Source organism: Pseudonocardia petroleophila, from assembly GCF_014235185.1.
Classification (GTDB): domain Bacteria; phylum Actinomycetota; class Actinomycetes; order Mycobacteriales; family Pseudonocardiaceae; genus Pseudonocardia; species Pseudonocardia petroleophila.
Window position 1 is genome coordinate 5,134,474 of sequence record NZ_CP060131.1, and the last position, 16,816, is coordinate 5,151,289.

Sequence of the window (16,816 nt, forward strand, 5' to 3'; positions counted from 1 at the left end):
CGCGTCCGGCGTGCGTCAGGTCGGCCACGCGGGCCGACAGGCCGTGCAGGTGTCCGCGCCCCTGCCCAGTGCCGTGGCCTCCGGGAACTCGTACGGGAAGTCCCGCCGGTCCAGGCCGCACAGCGTCCGCACGCCGTCGGCACCGTCGACGAGGTGGGTCTCCGCAGTGGGGTGCCGGGTCAGGTCCGGCTTGCCCGCGTACAGCCGCCCGGCGCGCAGGCCCGGGTAGTCGGACCAGACGAACTTCGCGGCCACGATGATCCGGGACATGACCGCCACTCTAGGCACCTCGACGACCGGTACGGGACCGCACGCGGAGGGAGCCGTCCGGCGGGCTAGTTTGCCGGGATGAGCCTCCTCGACACCGTCGCCGAGCGCGACGGGTGGCGCTGCTGGGTGTGCGACGAACCGGTCGACCCCGACATGTCGGTGAACGACCCGCGGGGACCCAGCGTCGACAGCCGCACCGCCGACCGGAAGGCCAGGGTCGTCGAGCGGCTCGCGCACCGCGGGTGCAACACCCGCAAGGGCGCGGTCGACGTGGTCATCGCCTGGCCGGAGCACCTGTACGTGGTCGAGCCCGCACCGCTGATCACCGTCGCCGCGAGGCTGGAGCGCAAGGGGGGACGCGAGATGGTGGCCCGCTGCCCGACCGAGCGCGACGCCCGGGAGGCCGCGGACTGGCTGGTGGACCGCTTCTCCCGGCTGGTTCCGGGGTTGCCGGTGACCGCCGAGATCGAGCCGGGCGGCGGCCAGTTCCTCGTCACCGTGGCCACCGGCCGTCGCCGCTGGTAGCCGAGCAGGACGGTGCCGGGACCGTCATGCCCGGCCGAACAGGCGCGGTACCTCGTCGGGTCGGACCGGGCGGCCGATGTGGTGCCCCTGCACCAGGTCGACGCCCAGCGAGCGCAGCACGTCGAGCTGCCCGGCCCGCTCGACGCCCTCGGCCACCACGCGCAGACCCAGGTCGCGCCCGCAGGTGAGCACCGCGGCCAGGAAGCGGCGCGCGTCGGGGTCGGAGTCGATGTCGTCGACGAAGGCGCGGTCGACCTTCACGACCTCGAACGGCAGGTGCCGCAGGTGCAGCAGCGAGGAGTAACCGGACCCGACGTCGTCGAGGCAGAGGATCACGTCCAGCGCGCACAGGCGGTCCGCCCCGGCCCGCGCCCGCGGCAGGTCGTCGAGCAGGGCGTCCTCCGTGATCTCCAGGACCAGCTGCCGCGGCGCGAGGCCGTACCGGCGGATCCGCTCGGCGACCCGGTCGGGGAACCCGGGATCCAGCAGGAGACCCGGGGCGACGTTCACCCCGACCTTGAGCCGGCGGTGACCCAGCTCCCGGGACCACGCGGCGACCTGGGCGGCCGCCTGATCGAGCATCCGGTCGGTGAGCTCGGCCATCAGCCCCGCCCCGGCGGCCAGCGGCACGAACACGTCCGGGGCGACCGCGACACCGTCGTGCGTCCAGCGCGCCAGCGCCTCGTGGGCGACGAGGCGGCCGTCGGACATCCGCACGATCGGCTGGAAGGCCGCGTCGACGGACCCGGACCGCAGCGCGGCGCGCAGCTCCGCCACGCCCGGGCTGCTCGCCGGGTCCAGGACGATCCACCCGCCGACGCGCCCCGTCCGGGCCGGGCCGTCGCGCGCCCGGCGCGCCCGGGCCAGCAGCTCGTCCCGGTCCGCGCCGTCGAGGAGCGCGACGCCGGCGACCGGGGCCAGCGGCACGGCCGTGCCGCCGAGGTCGACCGGGGCGCGGAGGGCGTCGTCGACACACGCGGCCGTGGCGGCGAGGGCAGCGGCGTCGTGCACCAGTATCGCGAACTCCTCCCCGGCGAGCCGGGACACCGTGTCGAACGGGTGGAGCACCTCGCTGAGCCGCTGCGCGACCACCGAGAGCAGGCGGTCGCCGACGGCCTCGCCGTGCGCCGCGTTGACCCGGCGCAGCGCACCCGCGCTCAGCAGCACCAGCGCGGGCTGCGGGCCGACCGCGTCGGCGCGGGCCGCCCGGTCGGCCAGTGCGTCGAGGAACACCGACCGGGAGGCCAGCCCCGTCACCGGGTCGTGCATCGCCGACCAGCGCAGCTCGTCGACCGCGACGACCGCCTCGTTCTGCCGCCGCTCCACGTGCTCCGTGCGACCCAGCAGGCCCGCCATCAGGCGCAGCAACGGGCCGTGGCGGAGCAGGTCCTCGCCACGGACCTCGGGGTCGAACCCGCACAGCGTGCCGAACAGCTCCCCGTCGTCGTCACGGATCGGCACCCCCGCGTACGCACCGATGGACATCCCGGCCGCCTCGGCCGCCGCCGCGTACCGCGGCACGGACATCGCGTCCGGGGCGAGCTGCGGCGCCAGGCCGGCGACCATGTACTGGCAGAACGTCTCCGACAACGGCTGCGCATGCCCCCGACGCAACCCGTAGAAGTCGTCGTCGAGCCACAGGTGCACCTGGTGATCGTCGTCGAACAGGGTCACCGACCAGCACGCGAAGGGGATCTCCGCCTTCAGGTGCGCCACCACCTGCCGACACGCCTCCTCGAACGCCTCCCACCGCGGGCCGGCCACCACGTCCATCCTCCGACCACCTCGTCCCAGGATGCGTCGCGCACCTGCCGTCAGGATCCTCTACGTTCCCCATCGCCCCGAGAAGGTCCGCCGTTGCCCCGTTCGGACGGTTTCGCGCGAGTCGTGGGTCACGTGGCGCGGTGCGGCACGCACGACGGGCGCGGCAGCCGGCTCGATGTGCGGCCCGATGGCACCGGTGGACGACGGTCGACGGCCCGTCAGGCCGACGGGGCCCGCCCCGGCCTCACCTCGTGGGCCACCCCGGCTCGACGGACACGCCGTCGACCACGGGCTGCCTCTACTGTGCAGCGATCGAGGAGCGGGGATGACGTGGACACGGATCGCCTGCACGAGCCGAGCACCGACGGGCGGGAGCGCGTCGTCGTGGTCGGGCTCGTCGCCACCCCACCGGACCACCCGGCCCGGATCGTCGACCTGCTGTCCGGCGAGCTCGCGGAGCTGCTGAGCACGCACGTCGACCGCCGGGTGCGGTGGGAGGTGCGCAGCGACTGGGGTGCGGTCGCCCCCCGCCGCGACGCCGGCCTCGGCGCGCTGCTCGACGACGTGGCGGAGCGCCGCGAGACCGCAGGGTGGGACATCACGATCTGCCTGACCGACCTGCCCCTGCACGTCTCGCGGCTGCCACTGGTCGCGCACTACTCGCTGCGTCGCCGCGTCGGGCTCGTCTCGCTGCCGGCGCTCGGCCTCGGACAGGTCACAGCGGCACCTGCCGCAGTGCTCGGTCTGGTCGAGGGCCTGGCCGTCGCGCTGGTCGACGACCGGTCCCGTCCCCGGGAGGAGGGGGTCGGGAGGCTGGTGGAGAGCGTCGCCCCCGTCCGCCGGGTGGTCGACGACGCCGACGACGGCGAGATCGGTTTCGTGTCCTCCCGCATCACCGGCGGGATGCGGCTGCTGGCGGGCATGGTGCGTGCCAACCGTCCCGGCCGGGCGCTGCTCGGGTTGTCCAAGCTCGTGGTCGGCGCGTTCGGCACGGCCGCCTTCGCCCTGACCACCAACACCATCTGGCAGATGGGCGCCGCCCTGGACGGCCCCCGGCTCACCCTGATCATGCTGCTCAGCCTCGTCGGCCTGGTCGTCTGGCTGATCGTCGCGCACGACCTGTGGGAGAGGGCGTCCGGCGAGACCCCACGCGAGCTGGCCCGCCTGTTCAACGCGGGCACCGCCCTCACCCTGGGCCTCGCGACCTGCGTCTCCTACCTGGTGCTGTTCGCCGGAACCGTCACCGCGGCCGCGCTCCTCATCGACCCGACCGTGCTGTCCCAGAGCCTGGGCCGGCCGGCCGGCCCGGCCGACTACGCGGTGCTCGCGTGGATCATCACCTCGTTGGCCACGGTGGGCGGCGCCGTCGGCTCCGGTCTCGAGGACGAGGACAGCGTGCGCACCGCCGCCTACGGCTACCACCCGACACCCACCGGCCGGCGCGACGACACCGTGCAGGACGGCGGACCGGGCGGCCCGTAGCGGCGCAGTCGGCGTGCGCACGCTCCGGGGGCCCCACCGCCGAGCCCCGTCAGCCGGTCGGGCCGACGAGCTTCCAGCCGTCCTGCCACGGCCATCCGTTGCTGATGTTGAGCCTGATGTTCAGCATCGCCATCGCCTCCAGCGCCCTCGCCATGATCAGCTCGCCGGCGTCGACCGGTCGGAACCCCATCGAGGCGACCAGGTCCAGGACCGCCTTCCTGGCCTGCTCGTCGTCGCCCGCGACGAAGCCGTCGAGCTGCACGCCGTCGACGACCGGGTCCGCCTGACGCGCGGCCAGTGCGGTGTTGAACGCCTTGACCACGTGCGCCGCGGGCACCCGGGCCGCGGTGGCCTCGGCGTTGGACGTCCCGTCGAGCTGCTGCGGATCCATCCGGTTGGTGACGTCGACCACGATCTTGCCGTCCACCGCCCGGCCGAGCTCGTCCAGGATCGGACCGACCGCGTCGTGGTGGACGGCGAGCACGATCACCTGTGCGGCATCCGCCGCGGTCCGGTTCGAGCCGGCCGCCGTGGCGCCGGTCGCGCCGGCCGTGGCCCTGGCCGTCTCGGCGTCGACGTCACTGACCCACACGGTGTGCCCCGCACGCACCATCGACGAGGCCAACGCCCGTCCGACCGTGCCCGCTCCGATCATCGCGATATCCATGCCCCGCACGGTGCCCGGCCCGCCGCCCGCCGTCCTCGGCCCGGTGGATCGATCCGTCGCCTCCCCGGACGGCCCGGTGGATCGATGCCGGTCCGCGGGGCCTCGGCAGCCCGCGTGGCGAACGGACGCCGCATGCGGTCCGTCCCGGCACGGCGGGCCGAGGCCCCACCGGCCGCTTCGCCCCGCCGAGCCGTCGCCGCGCCGCCCCGCCACGGAGACGCTGATGCCCGTCCATCGGTCGAACGGCATCTGGGAGACGCACATGGCACACGCACTCGAGGGCAAGCGGATCGCGATCCTGGCCACCGACGGGGTGGAGCGGGTCGAGCTGGAACAGCCCCGCGGGGCGCTCTACGGCGCGGGCGCGTCCAGCGACCTGCTGTCGATCCACCCGGGGGAGATCCAGGCCCGGCAGTTCGACCTGGTGTCGGCGGGGACGTTCTCCGTCGACCGGCTCGTGACCGACGCCTCCGTCGACGAGTACGACGCGCTGCTCCTGCCCGGCGGCACCGTCAACCCCGACGGGCTGCGGATCAACTCCGACGCCGTCGGGTTCATCCGGTCCTTCGTCGCCACCGGCAGGCCCGTCGCGGCCATCTGCCACGGGCCGTGGACGCTGATCGAGGCCGACGTCGTCCGCGGTCACCGGTTCACGTCCTGGCCCAGCCTGTGGACCGACCTGCGCAACGCCGGTGCCGAGGCCCTCGACGAGGAGGTCGTCGTCGACGGGCAGTTCACCACCAGCCGCTCGCCGGCCGACCTGCCCGCCTTCTGCGCGGCCGTCGTGGAGCAGTTCGCGAGGTCGCGGGTGCCGAGCTGACGAGGAACGGCACCGCGGGTCGTCGTCCCGTCAGCGCAGTCGACGGCCCACGCACCGACCCGGCAGGCCGGTGCCCGGAGCGGGACCGCGAGCCAGGCTGGTCCCCACGACGAGCAGCGAGGAGACCGTGATGGCGGACAATCGTGCGGTGGTCTACCGGGGTCCGGGCACGGTGACCGTCGAGACGGTCGACTACCCCGGGCTGGTCCTGCGACCGGGCCCGGGCGTCCCGGCCGGCAACGAGAACCGCAGGTGCCCGCACGGCGTGATCCTGAAGGTCGTGGCGTCCAACATCTGCGGCAGCGACCAGCACATGGTCCGCGGACGCACGACCGCGCCGGTCGGGCTGATCCTCGGCCACGAGATCACCGGCGAGGTCGTCGAGAAGGGGCCCGACGTCGAGAACCTCGCCGTCGGCGACATCGTCTCGGTGCCGTTCAACGTCTCCTGCGGGCGCTGCCGCACCTGCCACGAGGGCGACACCGGGATCTGCCTGAACGTCAACCCCGAGCGTCCCGGCGGCGCCTACGGCTACGTCGACATGGGCGGCTGGCCCGGTGGTCAGGCCGAGTACGTGATGGTGCCCTACGCGGACTGGACCGCGCTGCGCTTCCCCGACCGGGACCAGGCGCTGGCGAAGATCCGCGACCTGGCGATGCTCACCGACATCTTCCCGACCGGGTACCACGGCTGCGTCACGGCAGGCGTGGGCACCGGCTCGACGGTCTACGTCGCCGGGGCCGGACCGGTCGGTCTCGCCGCGGCGACCTCGGCGTTCCTGCTCGGGGCCGCGGTGGTGATCGTCGGCGACATGAACGCCGAGCGGCTCGCGCACGCGCGCAGCTTCGGGTGCGCCACCCTGGACCCCTCGGCGGGCCCGCTGCCCGACCAGATCGCCGAGATCCTGGGCGTGCCCGAGGTGGACGCCGCCGTCGACTGCGTCGGCTTCGAGGCCAGGGCCCACACCGAGGACGGCCGCGAGGCGCCGGCGACGGTGCTCAACAGCGCGATGGAGATCACCCGGGCGGGTGGGCGGATCGGCATCCCCGGGCTGTACGTGACCGACGACCCCGGCGCCGCCGACGAGGCCAGCAGGGTCGGTGCGCTGTCGATGCGGTTCGGGCTGGGCTGGGCCAGGTCCCACTCCTTCGCGACCGGCCAGTGCCCGGTGCTGCGCTACAACCGCGGGCTGATGATGGCGATCCTCAACGACCGGGTGCAGATCGCCCGCAACGTCAACGCCACGGTCATCCCCCTGGACGGGGCGCCGGACGGCTACGCGCAGTTCGACGCCGGCGTCCCGCGGAAGTTCATCCTCGACCCGCACGGCATGATCCCGGCCACCTGACGAGCGGGGGGTCTGCCGGCCCGTCCGGCGGGCGGGGGCCCGCGAGACCCTCGCCCCCCCCGGTCACGGGTCGCCGGCGACCCCCTGCCGCCCGCGACCGGGCTCGACCGTGCGGACACCCGCCCCATCGCCCGGCCGGACCGGTCGTCGGGCGAGCGGGCCGACGACCACGACCGGGCAGTCGGCGTGGCGCACGAGTGCCGTGCTCACCGACCCGAGCAGGGCCGACGGCTCCGAGCACCGTGCGCGCCGGCGGGGTACCCGACGACGAGCTCCCGTTCGACCTCGGCACCGGGGGTGTGCGACGCGCCGAGCGCCCCCGCTCCGGCCGGCGCGTGCTCCCCGAGCCGTCGGTGCCCGCCACCGCGGTGCGGTCCGGGCCGAAGGTCCCGCATCCGGGGCCGGACGAACCTGGCGGCGGCCGCGCGGCCCACCGAGGCTGGACCGGTCGGCACCACACCCACCACGAGGAGAGTGATCGCGTGCCACCGATACCGACGGCCGCCCTCGACGAGGCGCTGCACGCCCCGTCGGTGCACAACTCGCAGCCGTGGCGCTGGCGGATCACCCCGGATGCGGTCGAGCTGCACGCCGACCCCGACCGGCACCTCCAGGTGACCGACCCGGACCGTCGCGATCTCGTCCTCAGCTGCGGGGCGGCCCTGCACCACCTGACCGTCGCGCTGGCCGCGCACGGCGCCGCCGCGGTCGTCGACCGGCTGCCCGATCCCGAGGACTCCACGCACCTCGCGTCCGTGTCGATCGGACCGGGACGACCCGACGCCGTCGACGCCGGCCTGTTCCCGGCCATCTCCGCCCGCCGGACCGAGCGGCGGCGGATGAGCCACCGACCCGTGCCCGTCAAGCTGCTGGGACGACTGGCCGAGCACGCCCGCCGGGCGGGGGCCCTCCTGGTGCCCGTCAGCGGACCGGTCGCCCGGGACCGGCTCGCCCTGGCCCTCGACGACGCCGGCCGGCTGCAGCGGTCCGTCCCGGGCTACCCGGCCGAGCTGCGCCTGTGGACCCACCGCCTCCCCGCCGCCAGCGACGGGATCCCGGCCACGGCGACGACCGCGAGGCTCCGCCGCGACAGCTCGCCCCCGCTGCGCGCCTTCCCCGGCGGGCGGCTGCGCGAGCGACGCCAGCTCACCGGGCACGGCGGCACCGACGACGCCGCCGAGTTCGTGGTCGTGGCCACCGCGCAGGACCGGGTCCTCGACCGACTCCGTGCCGGCGAAGCCCTCAGCGCCGTGCTGCTGGCCGCCACGCTCGCCGGTCTGGCGACCACCCCGCTCAGCCAGGCGACCGAGGTCGCGACGGTCCGGGACGCGCTGCGCACCCGCGTCCTGCACGTCCCGGAGCACCCGCAGATCGTCCTGCGCCTGGGGTGGCCCGCCACCCACGCCGACCCGCTCCCCGCCACCCCGCGCCGCCCGCTGCGGTCGGTCCTCCTGCCCTGAGGGCGCCGGGTCCCGGACGTCGGAGCGGTTCCGCGATGCCCCGTTCCTCCGCGCCCTGCGCAGACGCGGTCCCGGCGCGTGCCGGCGACGGGCAGGGCCGATGGTCCCGACCCGCGCCGGCGCCCGTCCCGGGAAGACCGGCCGGTGGACGGTGGTCGCGGCGACGGGTCACGCACACGCTGGAGGTCCGAGCAGACCGTCGGATCGAAGCGGGGTGGGACCGATGCGGGTCCGGGTGGGCATCAACGGCATGGGACGCATCGGGCGCAGCGTGCTCCGTGCGTCCCTCGACCGGGACGAACCCGGTTTCGAGATCGTCGCGGTCAACGACCTCGCCCCGCCCGAGACCATCGCGCACCTCCTGCGCCACGACTCCACCTACGGTGAGTGGCGACGCCGCATCGACGTGTCCGACGGGTACCTCACCGTCGACGACCGGGCGGTGCGGGCGACGCAGGAGCCCGACCCGACCCGGCTGGGCTGGGACGCGGTGGGCGTCGAACTCGTCGTCGAGGCCACCGGACGCTTCCGCTCCCGTGGCGACGTCGGCGGCCACCTCACCGCGGGTGCCCGCAAGGTGGTCGTCACGGCCCCGGGGCACGACCTCGACGCCACGATCGTCATGGGGGTCAACCAGGACGTCTACGACGCCGTCGACCACCACCTCGTCTCCAACGCCTCGTGCACCACCAACTGCGCCGCACCGATGGCCCAGGTCCTGCACCACGCCTTCGGCATCGAGCAGGGCCTGCTCACGACCGTGCACAGCTACACGAGCGACCAGAACCTCGTCGACGCCCCGCACCGCGACCTGCGCCGGGCCCGCTCCGCCGCCGTCAACATCATCCCCACCAGCACCGGAGCGGCACGCGCGATCGGCGAGGTGCTGCCCGAGCTGGCCGGCAGGCTCGACGGGGTCGCGCTGCGCGTGCCCGTCGTCGACGCGTCGCTGGTGGACCTGACCGTCCTGCTGAGCGGCACCGCCACCGCCACCGCCGGGCAGGTCAACCGGGCCTTCCGCACCGCCGCCGACGGCCCGCTCAAGAACGTCATGCGGTGCACGGACGAACCGCTGGTGTCGCGCGACGTCATCGGGGACCCCGCCTCGTGCGTGATCGATCTCGGCCTGACCCAGGCCACGGGGAGCCTGGTCAAGGTCTTCGGCTGGTACGACAACGAATGGGGCTACACGCAGCGCACCGTCGACCTGGCGGACCTGATGGCCCGCACCATGCCGGACAGGACCTGACGATGCACGAGCGACCCGGGGGCCGGACCGACGTCGTGGTCGGTGTGGACGACAGCGACCACGCGCTCCACGCCGTGGGCTGGGCCGCCGCGGAGGCGCGGCTGCGCGGGGCGTCACTGCGGATCGTGCACGCCGGCACCGCCGGTCCGGGACCCCGTGGGGTTCTGGCCCGGGCCGTCACCGTGGCCCGGCGCGCCGAACCCGGACTCGCCGTGTCGACCACCCTCTCCCCGGCGGAGCCGGTCCTCGCCCTCCTCGACGCGGCATCGGCCGCCGCCCTGCTGGTGGTCGGGATGGGTGGGAGCGTCGACCGGGTCCTCGTGAGCTCGGTGGCGTTGGACGTCAGCACCCGGGCCGCGTGCCCCGTCGTGGTGGTCCGCGGAGGGCCCGTGCCGCCGCACGGCCCGGTGCTCGTCGGCGTCGACACCGTCGAGGGCGACGCGCCCGCGCTGACCGTCGCCTTCTGCGACGCCCGCCGGCACGGTGGGCGGGTGGCTGTGCTGCACTCCCGCGCCGTCGCCACTGCGCCGGTCCTGCCGGCGGCCGAGCTCGCTGCCGACATCGAGGCCCGGAACCGGTTGTGCGGTGAGCTGAGCCCGTGGACCGCGCGGTTCCCCGACGTTCCGGTCGAGGTGAGCGTGGTGCACGACCTCCCGGCCACGGCCCTGCTCCGAGCCGCGGAGGGCGCACGGCTGCTGGCGGTCGGGACTCGGGGGCACGGCGCCTACGCGCGGGCGCTGTTCGGGTCGACGAGCCGTGAGGTGCTGCGACGCAGCCCGGTGACCGTCGTGGTCGTGGACCCCGTCGCGGCCGTCCACGTGGCTCAGGACGCCCAGACCTCGCAGGCGGCCACCGCGGGCCTGGACCACCCGCACGACCGCAGCGTCCTGTTCTGAAGCGCCGTGGCCGCCCGTCCGCGAGCCGGGCGGCGGAGCCCTGAGCCGGGCCGCGACGCAGCGAGGCCGTGCGGCCCGGTCCCGCCGGGTCGGGAACACGAAACGGGCGGTTCCTCACGAAGAGGAACCGCCCGTTTCGACCGTCGGGACGACAGGATGTGAACCTGCGACCCCTTGAACCCCAGGCACACCGGACGGGCTCCTGACGTCCTCAGTGGAGAACGTTTCCGCAGCTCAGAGTCCATGCACGTCCAACCACGTCCGCCCGTTCCCCCGGCCGTAGTCACTCAGTTGGTCACTCAGCCGACCCGTTCGCGATGCACGTGCCTCTCCGACCCTTCCGACGTCCCTCCTCGTCAGGAGCACACCCGCGAAAGGAGTGACGTGACCCCCGCTGGCCGTCTTCCACATCAGCAATGACCGCGCGATCGGTGAGAAGCTTGGTGGTCGCATCGACGCCGGTTCTGCACCGGCATTGGGCACCTGGAGACAACGCGGGCCGCGTGACCACGCACCGGCCACGCCCGACCACGCAGCAACACATGGCGGGATCTGCGCCTCGCCCACCAGCGGTGGAGGCGCGCCGACCACGGACCAGCCACGGAACCACCACGTTGAACGAATGTCGATCTACGGTTGCTCTTGACGACCTCGTATTCGATCAGTCGCCCGTCAGGATCCGCTCAGCACCGGGCGCGATGTCGCGGTGTGGCGCCACCAGGAGACCGCGCCTTGCCCGTGCTCCGCGAGACCGTCCGCCCGGGATCGGGTCCCTGCGGAGGGGTGGAGCAGAGCCGCCGGGTGCGGACCACCCAGCGCTACGGTGCCTCGTCGAGCGGATGAGCAGCAACTGCTACGTCGTGGGCGATCGAGCCCTTCAACCGGCACCAACCACTAGCGACCGGTCGGCGCATCGTCGCCTGGGCCTTGTCGATGGCGTTGGCCGCGCCCCGCTGTCTCCGCGGCGGCCGCGGTCGACGGAGTCGCGAGTCCGGCCGACCCGCGCTCTGTCGGGTCGTCATCGGGTCCGGCGGAGGATCTCGGCCCGGCACCCACAGGCTGCCCAGGCTCGACCCGGTCCGGGTCGGTCCCGCTCGATCACTACGTCCTGCGGGACCGACAAGAGCAGACGCCTCCCCGCGAAGCGATCGACGTCGCGGAGGCCCACCGGGTAGTTCGGCAGGGACCCAGTGACGTTGTCCTCTGATGCCACGGCCCAGACGGGGCAGACGATTGAGCTACGAGCTAGGGATGCGCCCGCGCCCGCGTCGCATTGCCCGATCCGTGTTCACGAGAGGTCCGCCATGGAGAAGTCTTCACTCACCGCGCTCGCCCGCCAACAGCTGGAGATCGCGGTGACCGCGCCGAGCGGACGCAGCGCGGCGACCGTCTACGGCGGCCACGAGCACGTGCTGCGCCAGACAGTGATCGCGCTGGTGTCCGGCCAGAAGCTCGACGAACACGCCAACCCCGGCGAGGCGACCGTGCACGTGCTGCACGGACGGGTCCGGCTCACCTCCGGCGACCTCGGATGGGAGGGCTCGCCCGGGGACCTGCTGATCGTGCCCGACGCCCGCCACGCCCTCGAATCGCTCGAGGACTCAGCGGTGCTGCTGACTGTGGCGAAGACGGGCTGACTCGACACCCGTACCGGTGGAGGAAGGCACGGAAGTGCGACCAGTGCTCGACCCGGATCTGTTCCCCGCCGACGTGGTGGCCCGACAACTGCTCGAGGTCGGTGACCGGCTCTGCCGGCAGTTCGCTGTCGACGGCGACCCCACCGCGGAATCGGTGCGCGAGCAGGTACGTCGGACCCGAGCCGAGTACGGCTCCCCCACGGTGATCGCCTACCTCCCGGTGCTGATCGAGCGCGAGCTCCGTCGCCACCTGGCGGTAGGTCCGCCGAACCGTCAGGAAGTTCGATCGAACGGAGAGGTGCAGGACATGACCGGGAAGAGCGGCCGCGTCGTGGTCGGGATGGACGGTTCACCGGGCTGCCGCGCAGCGCTCACGTTCGCGCTTCACGACGCCGCGCGGCGTGGAGCGGGCGTGGAGGTGGTAGCGGCGTTCGACACGGCAGAGACCCTCGCCGGGCTCTGCGGCGTACCGGTCGGCTCGATCGGATCCACGGAGCGGATCCACGACGACGTGCTCCAGGAGACCTCACGAATCGTCGACGAGGTCACCGCCGGGACGGCGGACGAACTGCCCCACCCTCCGCCGGTGACGGTCTCCGCCGTCGGTGGTGGCGCGGCCGCCGTTCTGACCCGCGCGGGCCGAGACGCCGACCTCCTTGTCGTCGGCAGTCGGGGCCGCGGGGGGGTTGCCAGCATGATGCTCGGGTCGGTCGGCCTGCAGTGCGTCCTGCACGCCTCCTGCCCCGTCACGGTCGTGCACCCCCCGGTGGGGGTCGGCCCCGTGTAGGGCCTCAGCCGGCGCGATGCCGCGGGAGCTCGTCCAGCGTGGCCGGCGCCAACCGCACACGGAGTGCGACGAACAGCGGGTCTTCGGCGTCCAGCACCAATGGGTCGATCTCGGCCTCGATCAACTCGGGCAGCACCACGGCCAGCCACTCCATCCGCGCCAGGACGTCGCGCACCACCGAACTGGATGTGCGTTCCGGAGCCTGGCCGGCTACCGGTCCGTCACACCGCAGGCAGCCGTCGGTGCCGCGGCGCCCCACCATCGACGCCGGACCCCCCAGCTGGTCCGTGGTGACCCGGAGCGACAGGACCGTTCGACCCACTGTCACCGGACCGGCGCCGTTCCCCGTACCGCTGATCGGGAGCCCGGCCGCCCGGGCCAGCGCCATCGCCTGCCGAGGATCCGTCCAGCCACCGTCCGGCCGCTGCGCCATGACCGCCGCTGCGACCCGTCGGGCACCTTCCGCGTCGACGCCGGTGGGCCACTCCCATCGCGCACCGGAGACGGACGTGCGGCGGGACGTCACCGGGCCCGTCCGGACCGAGCCGAGGGGTTCCACGACAGCCGGTCTGCTCATCAGGCCAGTGAACGCCCCGGACCGATCCGTCCGTCAGGGCCGAGGGCCCTGCCCCGCTCGGGGCGGACGGCCCGAGTCCCCTGTTCAGGCCCTTCGGCCCCCGGGCTGATGCCTTCCGATCCGTGGTCGTGCACCAGGGAGGTCGGCGACAGGCCTCAGGACGACACCCGCACGACGACACATCGGAGCACGCATGCGGACCCGCGTAGGGATCAACGGTATGGGCCGGATCGGCCGGGACGTCCTGCGCGGCGTCATCGAACGCGGTGCACCCGGGTTCGACGTCGTCGCGGTCAACGACGTGGCGCCACCGGCGACCATCGCCCACCTGCTGCGCCACGACTCCACCTACGGCCGGTGGCCGCACACCGTCGATCTCGACGGAGGGTTCCTCACCGTGGACGACCTGCACTCCGTGCGGGTGCTGCAGGAGCCGGACCCCTCCCGTCTGGACTGGGCCGGTGAAGGGGTCGACGTCGTGATCGAGGCTACCGGGCGGTTCCGCACCCGGGCGCAGGCCGCCGCACACCTGACGGCCGGAGCCCGGAAGGTGGTGCTGACCTCGCCCGGGACCGACGTCGACGCGACGATCGTCATGGGGGTCAACGAGGACACGTACGAGGCGACAGCGCACCAGATCGTCTCCAACGCCTCCTGCACGACGAACTGCGCCACCCCGATGGCGCTGGTGCTGCACCGCTGCTTCGGCATCGACGAGGGACTGATCACGACCATCCACAGCTACACCTCGGATCAGAACCTGCTCGACGGTCCGCACAAGGACCTGCGTCGCGCTCGCTCCGCCGCGGTGAACATCATCCCGACCAGCAGCCGATCGGGCGCCTGCCGGCCTGGGACCGTTCTCGCCACCACGAGGCGTTTCCGCAGGTCAGCAGCACGAAACGGGCGGTTCCCCACGAAGGAGAACCGCCCGTTTCGACCGTCGGGACGACAGGATGTGAACCTGCGACCCCTTGACCCCCAGGTCGGCGGGTCGGCGATCTCCGCACGTCGATCACGTCACGCACGTTTGAGGCGGACCCGAACGAGCAGGTGGCCACGCCCGGGTGCAGAGACAGCGGTCCCCCAACGGTCCCCCAGCGACCGATCGCGGCAACGACGGCCGCCGGCGCAGCACAGGACGCCGGCCCACCACGACATCCAACGGCGCCCCGCAAGATCCCCATGTCGTGATCGCCCTGGCCCTGGTCGCCGCTCAGGACATGCCGGTGTGTCGTTGCATGAGCCCGGGGGTCACGAGGAGCGGAGGCCCCGCTCCTTCATCCCATCAGCCGCAGCCCACAGGTGGCAGGCGCGACCGCCATCCGCTCCTGCAGCGCAGCGTCGACGCCGCCTACACCAACCGGTTCCCTCAGGTCTTCCTGCCTCGCTTGCCACGCGCCCGGCCGGCTGCCGACGCCGATGCTCGTGCGGTATCCGGCAGCGGCCCGCCATCGGGGGCGGGTGAGGAGGAGCCCCAGGCGGATCCCGTCACGTCCTCCGCCATGAACGCCGCCTTGACCTGCAACAGGGCCTCCGGGTCGGCCAGTCGCACCCCCATCAGCTCCTCGATGCGCCGCAGGCGCAACCCGACGGTGTTCGGGTGCACGTACAACGCCGCCGCGGTGCGGCTGGTGCTCGTGCCCTGCTCCAGGTAGGTGCGCAGGGTGGCGACCAGTGCCATGTCCCGGTGGTCGTCGTGGCGGCGCAGGGGCGCGAGCACCCCGTCGGCGAAGCGGACGAGTTCGTGCGGGTCCTCCAGCTGCAGCAGCAGCCCGTACACGCCGAGGTCGGGCACCGTGAACGTCCGGTTGAGTCCGCCGCGCAGCTGCGCGAGCTCGAGCGCGCCCCGGGCGATCCGGAACGCGGAGGCGTAGTCGGACAGCGCGGCGCAGCGGCGGCCCACGACGGCGGACGCGGTGGCGCCGTCGAACGCGCGCTGGGCGGCCTGCCGGATGGCCTCGGCCGCGTCCACGGCGTCGGCCCGCGGCCCGGGTCTGCCCTCCGGCCACAGCACCACCACGTGGTCACCCCAGCTCGTGACGAGCGGTCGCGGTCCCGGACCGTCCGCGGTGACCTGAGCGACGCCCAGCAGCCGCCGGACACCGCTCGGCCCGCCCATCCGGTGCATCGGTCCGTCGGGGCGGTCGGCCTTCACCACCAGCACCGAGTGCGGGCGGGTGAGGTCGTGCCCGAGCGACTCGGCCCGCGCGCCGAGCGCGGCCGAGGCGCCGCCGGCCAGCAGATCGCTGAGGACGTCGCCGCGCAGCCTCCACTCGACCTCGAGGGCGGTGCGCTGGCGCAGCAGCTCCAGCGCGCAGACGACGGCGGCGTGCTCCACCGCGCGCCGGTCGAGCTGGCCCAGGTCCGCCACCGGGCCGGGCAGCCAGAGCCGGGCGACGAGCTCGTCCCCGAGCACGACCGGGGCCGTCATCAGGTCGTCGGTGGGCGAGTCCTGCAGCGTCGCGGCCGCGTCGTCGGCCGCGGCGACCGCGATCGGCGCCGGGTCGAGCAGCACGCCCCGGTGCTGGGCGTTGGCCAGCGGCTGACCGGCGGGGTCGGCCACGAGGACGGGTCGGGCGAGCAGCCGGGCCAGTGCGTCCGCGACGGCCTGCACGCCGCCGGCCCGCAGCGCGACGGCGGTGAGCTCGTGGTGGATCTGCTCGGCCTGCTCCAGGAGCCGGTGCTGCGCGGTCAGCGACCGGTTGAGCAGTTCGAGATCGTCGATCGTGCGGCGTTCGTGGTCGCGCAGCCGGGCCGTCTCCAGGGCGATGCCGGCCTGGTTGGCGAGGGTCTTGAGCAGGTCGATCTCGTCGGTGCCGAAGGGGTGCACGCCGGTGCGATAGCAGTTCAGCGTGCCCGCGGGCCTGCCGCCGACCAGCAGCGGCACGGCGACGATCGCGCGGTAGCCGTACTCGAGGGCGGCCGCCACCCACGGGGCGAACGACGGGTCCTCGGACAGGTCGGAGATCGCGACCGGCTCGGCCGTGCGGAACGCCCGGCTCGAGGGCCCCGCGCTCAGCGGCCCGGAGCCGAGCTTGATGGTGTGCTCGGCGTTGACCCGCGCGACGTACTCGGCCGAGAGCCCGTGCGCACCGGAGATGTAGAGCGCGTGCTCGCCGTCGTCGGCCAGGAGCACGCCGCCGGCCTCGTACCCGGTGAGCTCGCACGCGGTGGCCGCGATCAGGTCCAGCAGCGCGGGCAGCTCCACCGGGGCGTTCACCGCCGCGGCGATGGTGCCGACCCCGGCCAGCCAGCGGCGGACCTCGTCGTGGCGGGTCTCCGTCGTCATGCCGGGCAGCATGCCACTGTGTCGAGCCACAGCAGAATTCGC

The 16,816-nt window shown here is 73.9% G+C and carries 16 protein-coding genes; 10 read left to right on the plus strand and 6 right to left on the minus strand.

Features of this window, described 5'->3' with window-relative positions; all coding sequences use genetic code 11:
• Positions 1-15: 15 nt before the first annotated feature.
• Entirely contained in the window at positions 16-270 is a 255-nt protein-coding gene (locus H6H00_RS25205; RefSeq protein WP_185718158.1) for a hypothetical protein, read from the minus strand.
• Between the two features lie 78 nt (positions 271-348).
• Here H6H00_RS25205 and H6H00_RS25210 point away from each other — a divergent pair, with 78 nt between their 5' ends.
• A complete protein-coding gene (locus H6H00_RS25210) occupies positions 349-795 on the plus strand; it encodes a hypothetical protein (protein WP_185718159.1) in 447 nt (148 codons plus the stop codon).
• A 24-nt stretch (positions 796-819) separates the two neighbouring features.
• On the opposite strand, the gene H6H00_RS25215 is transcribed toward H6H00_RS25210, so the two are convergent.
• Positions 820-2,568 (minus strand): bifunctional diguanylate cyclase/phosphodiesterase, encoded by a 1,749-nt coding sequence (locus H6H00_RS25215; RefSeq protein WP_185718160.1) that lies wholly within the window; start codon positions 2,566-2,568, stop codon positions 820-822.
• A gap of 321 nt (positions 2,569-2,889) precedes the next feature.
• Here H6H00_RS25215 and H6H00_RS25220 point away from each other — a divergent pair, with 321 nt between their 5' ends.
• Positions 2,890-4,041, plus strand: coding sequence for a 5,10-methylene-tetrahydrofolate dehydrogenase (locus H6H00_RS25220; protein ID WP_221775664.1), 1,152 nt, complete (start codon positions 2,890-2,892; stop codon positions 4,039-4,041).
• Positions 4,042-4,090: 49 nt separating this feature from the next.
• Here the strand turns inward: H6H00_RS25220 and H6H00_RS25225 are convergent, their stop codons facing one another.
• Positions 4,091-4,708, minus strand: a complete 618-nt coding sequence (locus tag H6H00_RS25225) for an NADPH-dependent F420 reductase (RefSeq protein ID WP_185718161.1) — start codon at positions 4,706-4,708, stop codon at positions 4,091-4,093.
• Positions 4,709-4,970: 262 nt separating this feature from the next.
• On the opposite strand from H6H00_RS25225, the gene H6H00_RS25230 reads away from it, so the two are divergent.
• Together H6H00_RS25230 and fdhA are read left to right on the plus strand one after the other, a co-directional pair.
• Positions 4,971-5,528 carry a type 1 glutamine amidotransferase domain-containing protein gene (locus H6H00_RS25230; protein ID WP_185718162.1) on the plus strand — a complete coding sequence of 186 codons (558 nt, stop codon included), beginning with the start codon at positions 4,971-4,973 and terminating at the stop codon, positions 5,526-5,528.
• A gap of 130 nt (positions 5,529-5,658) precedes the next feature.
• The gene (gene fdhA, locus H6H00_RS25235) at positions 5,659-6,876 is read left to right on the plus strand and encodes a formaldehyde dehydrogenase, glutathione-independent (protein ID WP_185718163.1); all 1,218 of its coding nucleotides are present in this window, start codon (positions 5,659-5,661) and stop codon (positions 6,874-6,876) included.
• Positions 6,877-6,939: 63 nt separating this feature from the next.
• Here the strand turns inward: fdhA and H6H00_RS32915 are convergent, their stop codons facing one another.
• Positions 6,940-7,365, minus strand: coding sequence for a universal stress protein (locus tag H6H00_RS32915; protein WP_369408062.1), 426 nt, complete (start codon positions 7,363-7,365; stop codon positions 6,940-6,942).
• Between H6H00_RS32915 and H6H00_RS25245 the strand changes: the two genes are divergently transcribed.
• The 5 genes from H6H00_RS25245 to H6H00_RS25265 all read left to right on the plus strand — a co-directional run bounded on the left by H6H00_RS25245 (position 7,359) and on the right by H6H00_RS25265 (position 12,905).
• Positions 7,359-8,336, plus strand: coding sequence for an Acg family FMN-binding oxidoreductase (locus tag H6H00_RS25245; protein ID WP_185718165.1), 978 nt, complete (start codon positions 7,359-7,361; stop codon positions 8,334-8,336). The two genes, H6H00_RS32915 and H6H00_RS25245, sit on opposite strands and share 7 nt — an antisense overlap.
• A 223-nt stretch (positions 8,337-8,559) precedes the next feature.
• On the plus strand, positions 8,560-9,585 hold the full coding sequence (gene gap / locus H6H00_RS25250) for a type I glyceraldehyde-3-phosphate dehydrogenase (RefSeq protein WP_185718166.1): 1,026 nt from the start codon (positions 8,560-8,562) through the stop codon (positions 9,583-9,585).
• Positions 9,586-9,587: 2 nt separating this feature from the next.
• On the plus strand, positions 9,588-10,481 hold the full coding sequence (locus H6H00_RS25255; protein WP_185718167.1) for a universal stress protein: 894 nt from the start codon (positions 9,588-9,590) through the stop codon (positions 10,479-10,481).
• Between the two features lie 1,304 nt (positions 10,482-11,785).
• Entirely contained in the window at positions 11,786-12,118 is a 333-nt protein-coding gene (locus H6H00_RS25260) for a cupin domain-containing protein (protein WP_185718168.1), read from the plus strand.
• A 16-nt stretch (positions 12,119-12,134) separates the two neighbouring features.
• A complete protein-coding gene (locus tag H6H00_RS25265) occupies positions 12,135-12,905 on the plus strand; it encodes a universal stress protein (RefSeq protein WP_185718169.1) in 771 nt (256 codons plus the stop codon).
• A 4-nt stretch (positions 12,906-12,909) separates the two neighbouring features.
• On the opposite strand, the gene H6H00_RS25270 is transcribed toward H6H00_RS25265, so the two are convergent.
• Complete coding sequence (locus H6H00_RS25270; RefSeq protein ID WP_185718170.1) at positions 12,910-13,080, minus strand: hypothetical protein; 171 nt, start codon at positions 13,078-13,080, stop codon at positions 12,910-12,912.
• Between the two features lie 595 nt (positions 13,081-13,675).
• On the opposite strand from H6H00_RS25270, the gene H6H00_RS25275 reads away from it, so the two are divergent.
• A complete protein-coding gene (locus H6H00_RS25275; RefSeq protein WP_185718171.1) occupies positions 13,676-14,950 on the plus strand; it encodes a type I glyceraldehyde-3-phosphate dehydrogenase in 1,275 nt (424 codons plus the stop codon).
• On the opposite strand, the gene H6H00_RS25280 is transcribed toward H6H00_RS25275, so the two are convergent.
• Positions 14,855-16,774, minus strand: coding sequence for a helix-turn-helix domain-containing protein (locus H6H00_RS25280; protein WP_185718172.1), 1,920 nt, complete (start codon positions 16,772-16,774; stop codon positions 14,855-14,857). The two genes, H6H00_RS25275 and H6H00_RS25280, sit on opposite strands and share 96 nt — an antisense overlap.
• Positions 16,775-16,816: the final 42 nt, after the last annotated feature.

What these genes read in the sequence shown, in the direction of transcription:
- H6H00_RS25205 (WP_185718158.1), bottom strand. Translation starts at nt 270, where the DNA reads ATGTCCCGGATCATCGTGGCCGCGAAGTTCGTCTGGTCCGACTACCCG.
- H6H00_RS25210 (WP_185718159.1), top strand. Translation starts at nt 349, where the DNA reads ATGAGCCTCCTCGACACCGTCGCCGAGCGCGACGGGTGGCGCTGCTGG.
- H6H00_RS25215 (WP_185718160.1), bottom strand. Translation starts at nt 2,568, where the DNA reads ATGGACGTGGTGGCCGGCCCGCGGTGGGAGGCGTTCGAGGAGGCGTGT.
- H6H00_RS25225 (WP_185718161.1), bottom strand. Translation starts at nt 4,708, where the DNA reads ATGGATATCGCGATGATCGGAGCGGGCACGGTCGGACGGGCGTTGGCC.
- H6H00_RS25230 (WP_185718162.1), top strand. Translation starts at nt 4,971, where the DNA reads ATGGCACACGCACTCGAGGGCAAGCGGATCGCGATCCTGGCCACCGAC.
- fdhA (WP_185718163.1), top strand. Translation starts at nt 5,659, where the DNA reads ATGGCGGACAATCGTGCGGTGGTCTACCGGGGTCCGGGCACGGTGACC.
- gap (WP_185718166.1), top strand. Translation starts at nt 8,560, where the DNA reads ATGCGGGTCCGGGTGGGCATCAACGGCATGGGACGCATCGGGCGCAGC.
- H6H00_RS25255 (WP_185718167.1), top strand. Translation starts at nt 9,588, where the DNA reads ATGCACGAGCGACCCGGGGGCCGGACCGACGTCGTGGTCGGTGTGGAC.
- H6H00_RS25260 (WP_185718168.1), top strand. Translation starts at nt 11,786, where the DNA reads ATGGAGAAGTCTTCACTCACCGCGCTCGCCCGCCAACAGCTGGAGATC.
- H6H00_RS25275 (WP_185718171.1), top strand. Translation starts at nt 13,676, where the DNA reads ATGCGGACCCGCGTAGGGATCAACGGTATGGGCCGGATCGGCCGGGAC.
- H6H00_RS25280 (WP_185718172.1), bottom strand. Translation starts at nt 16,774, where the DNA reads ATGACGACGGAGACCCGCCACGACGAGGTCCGCCGCTGGCTGGCCGGG.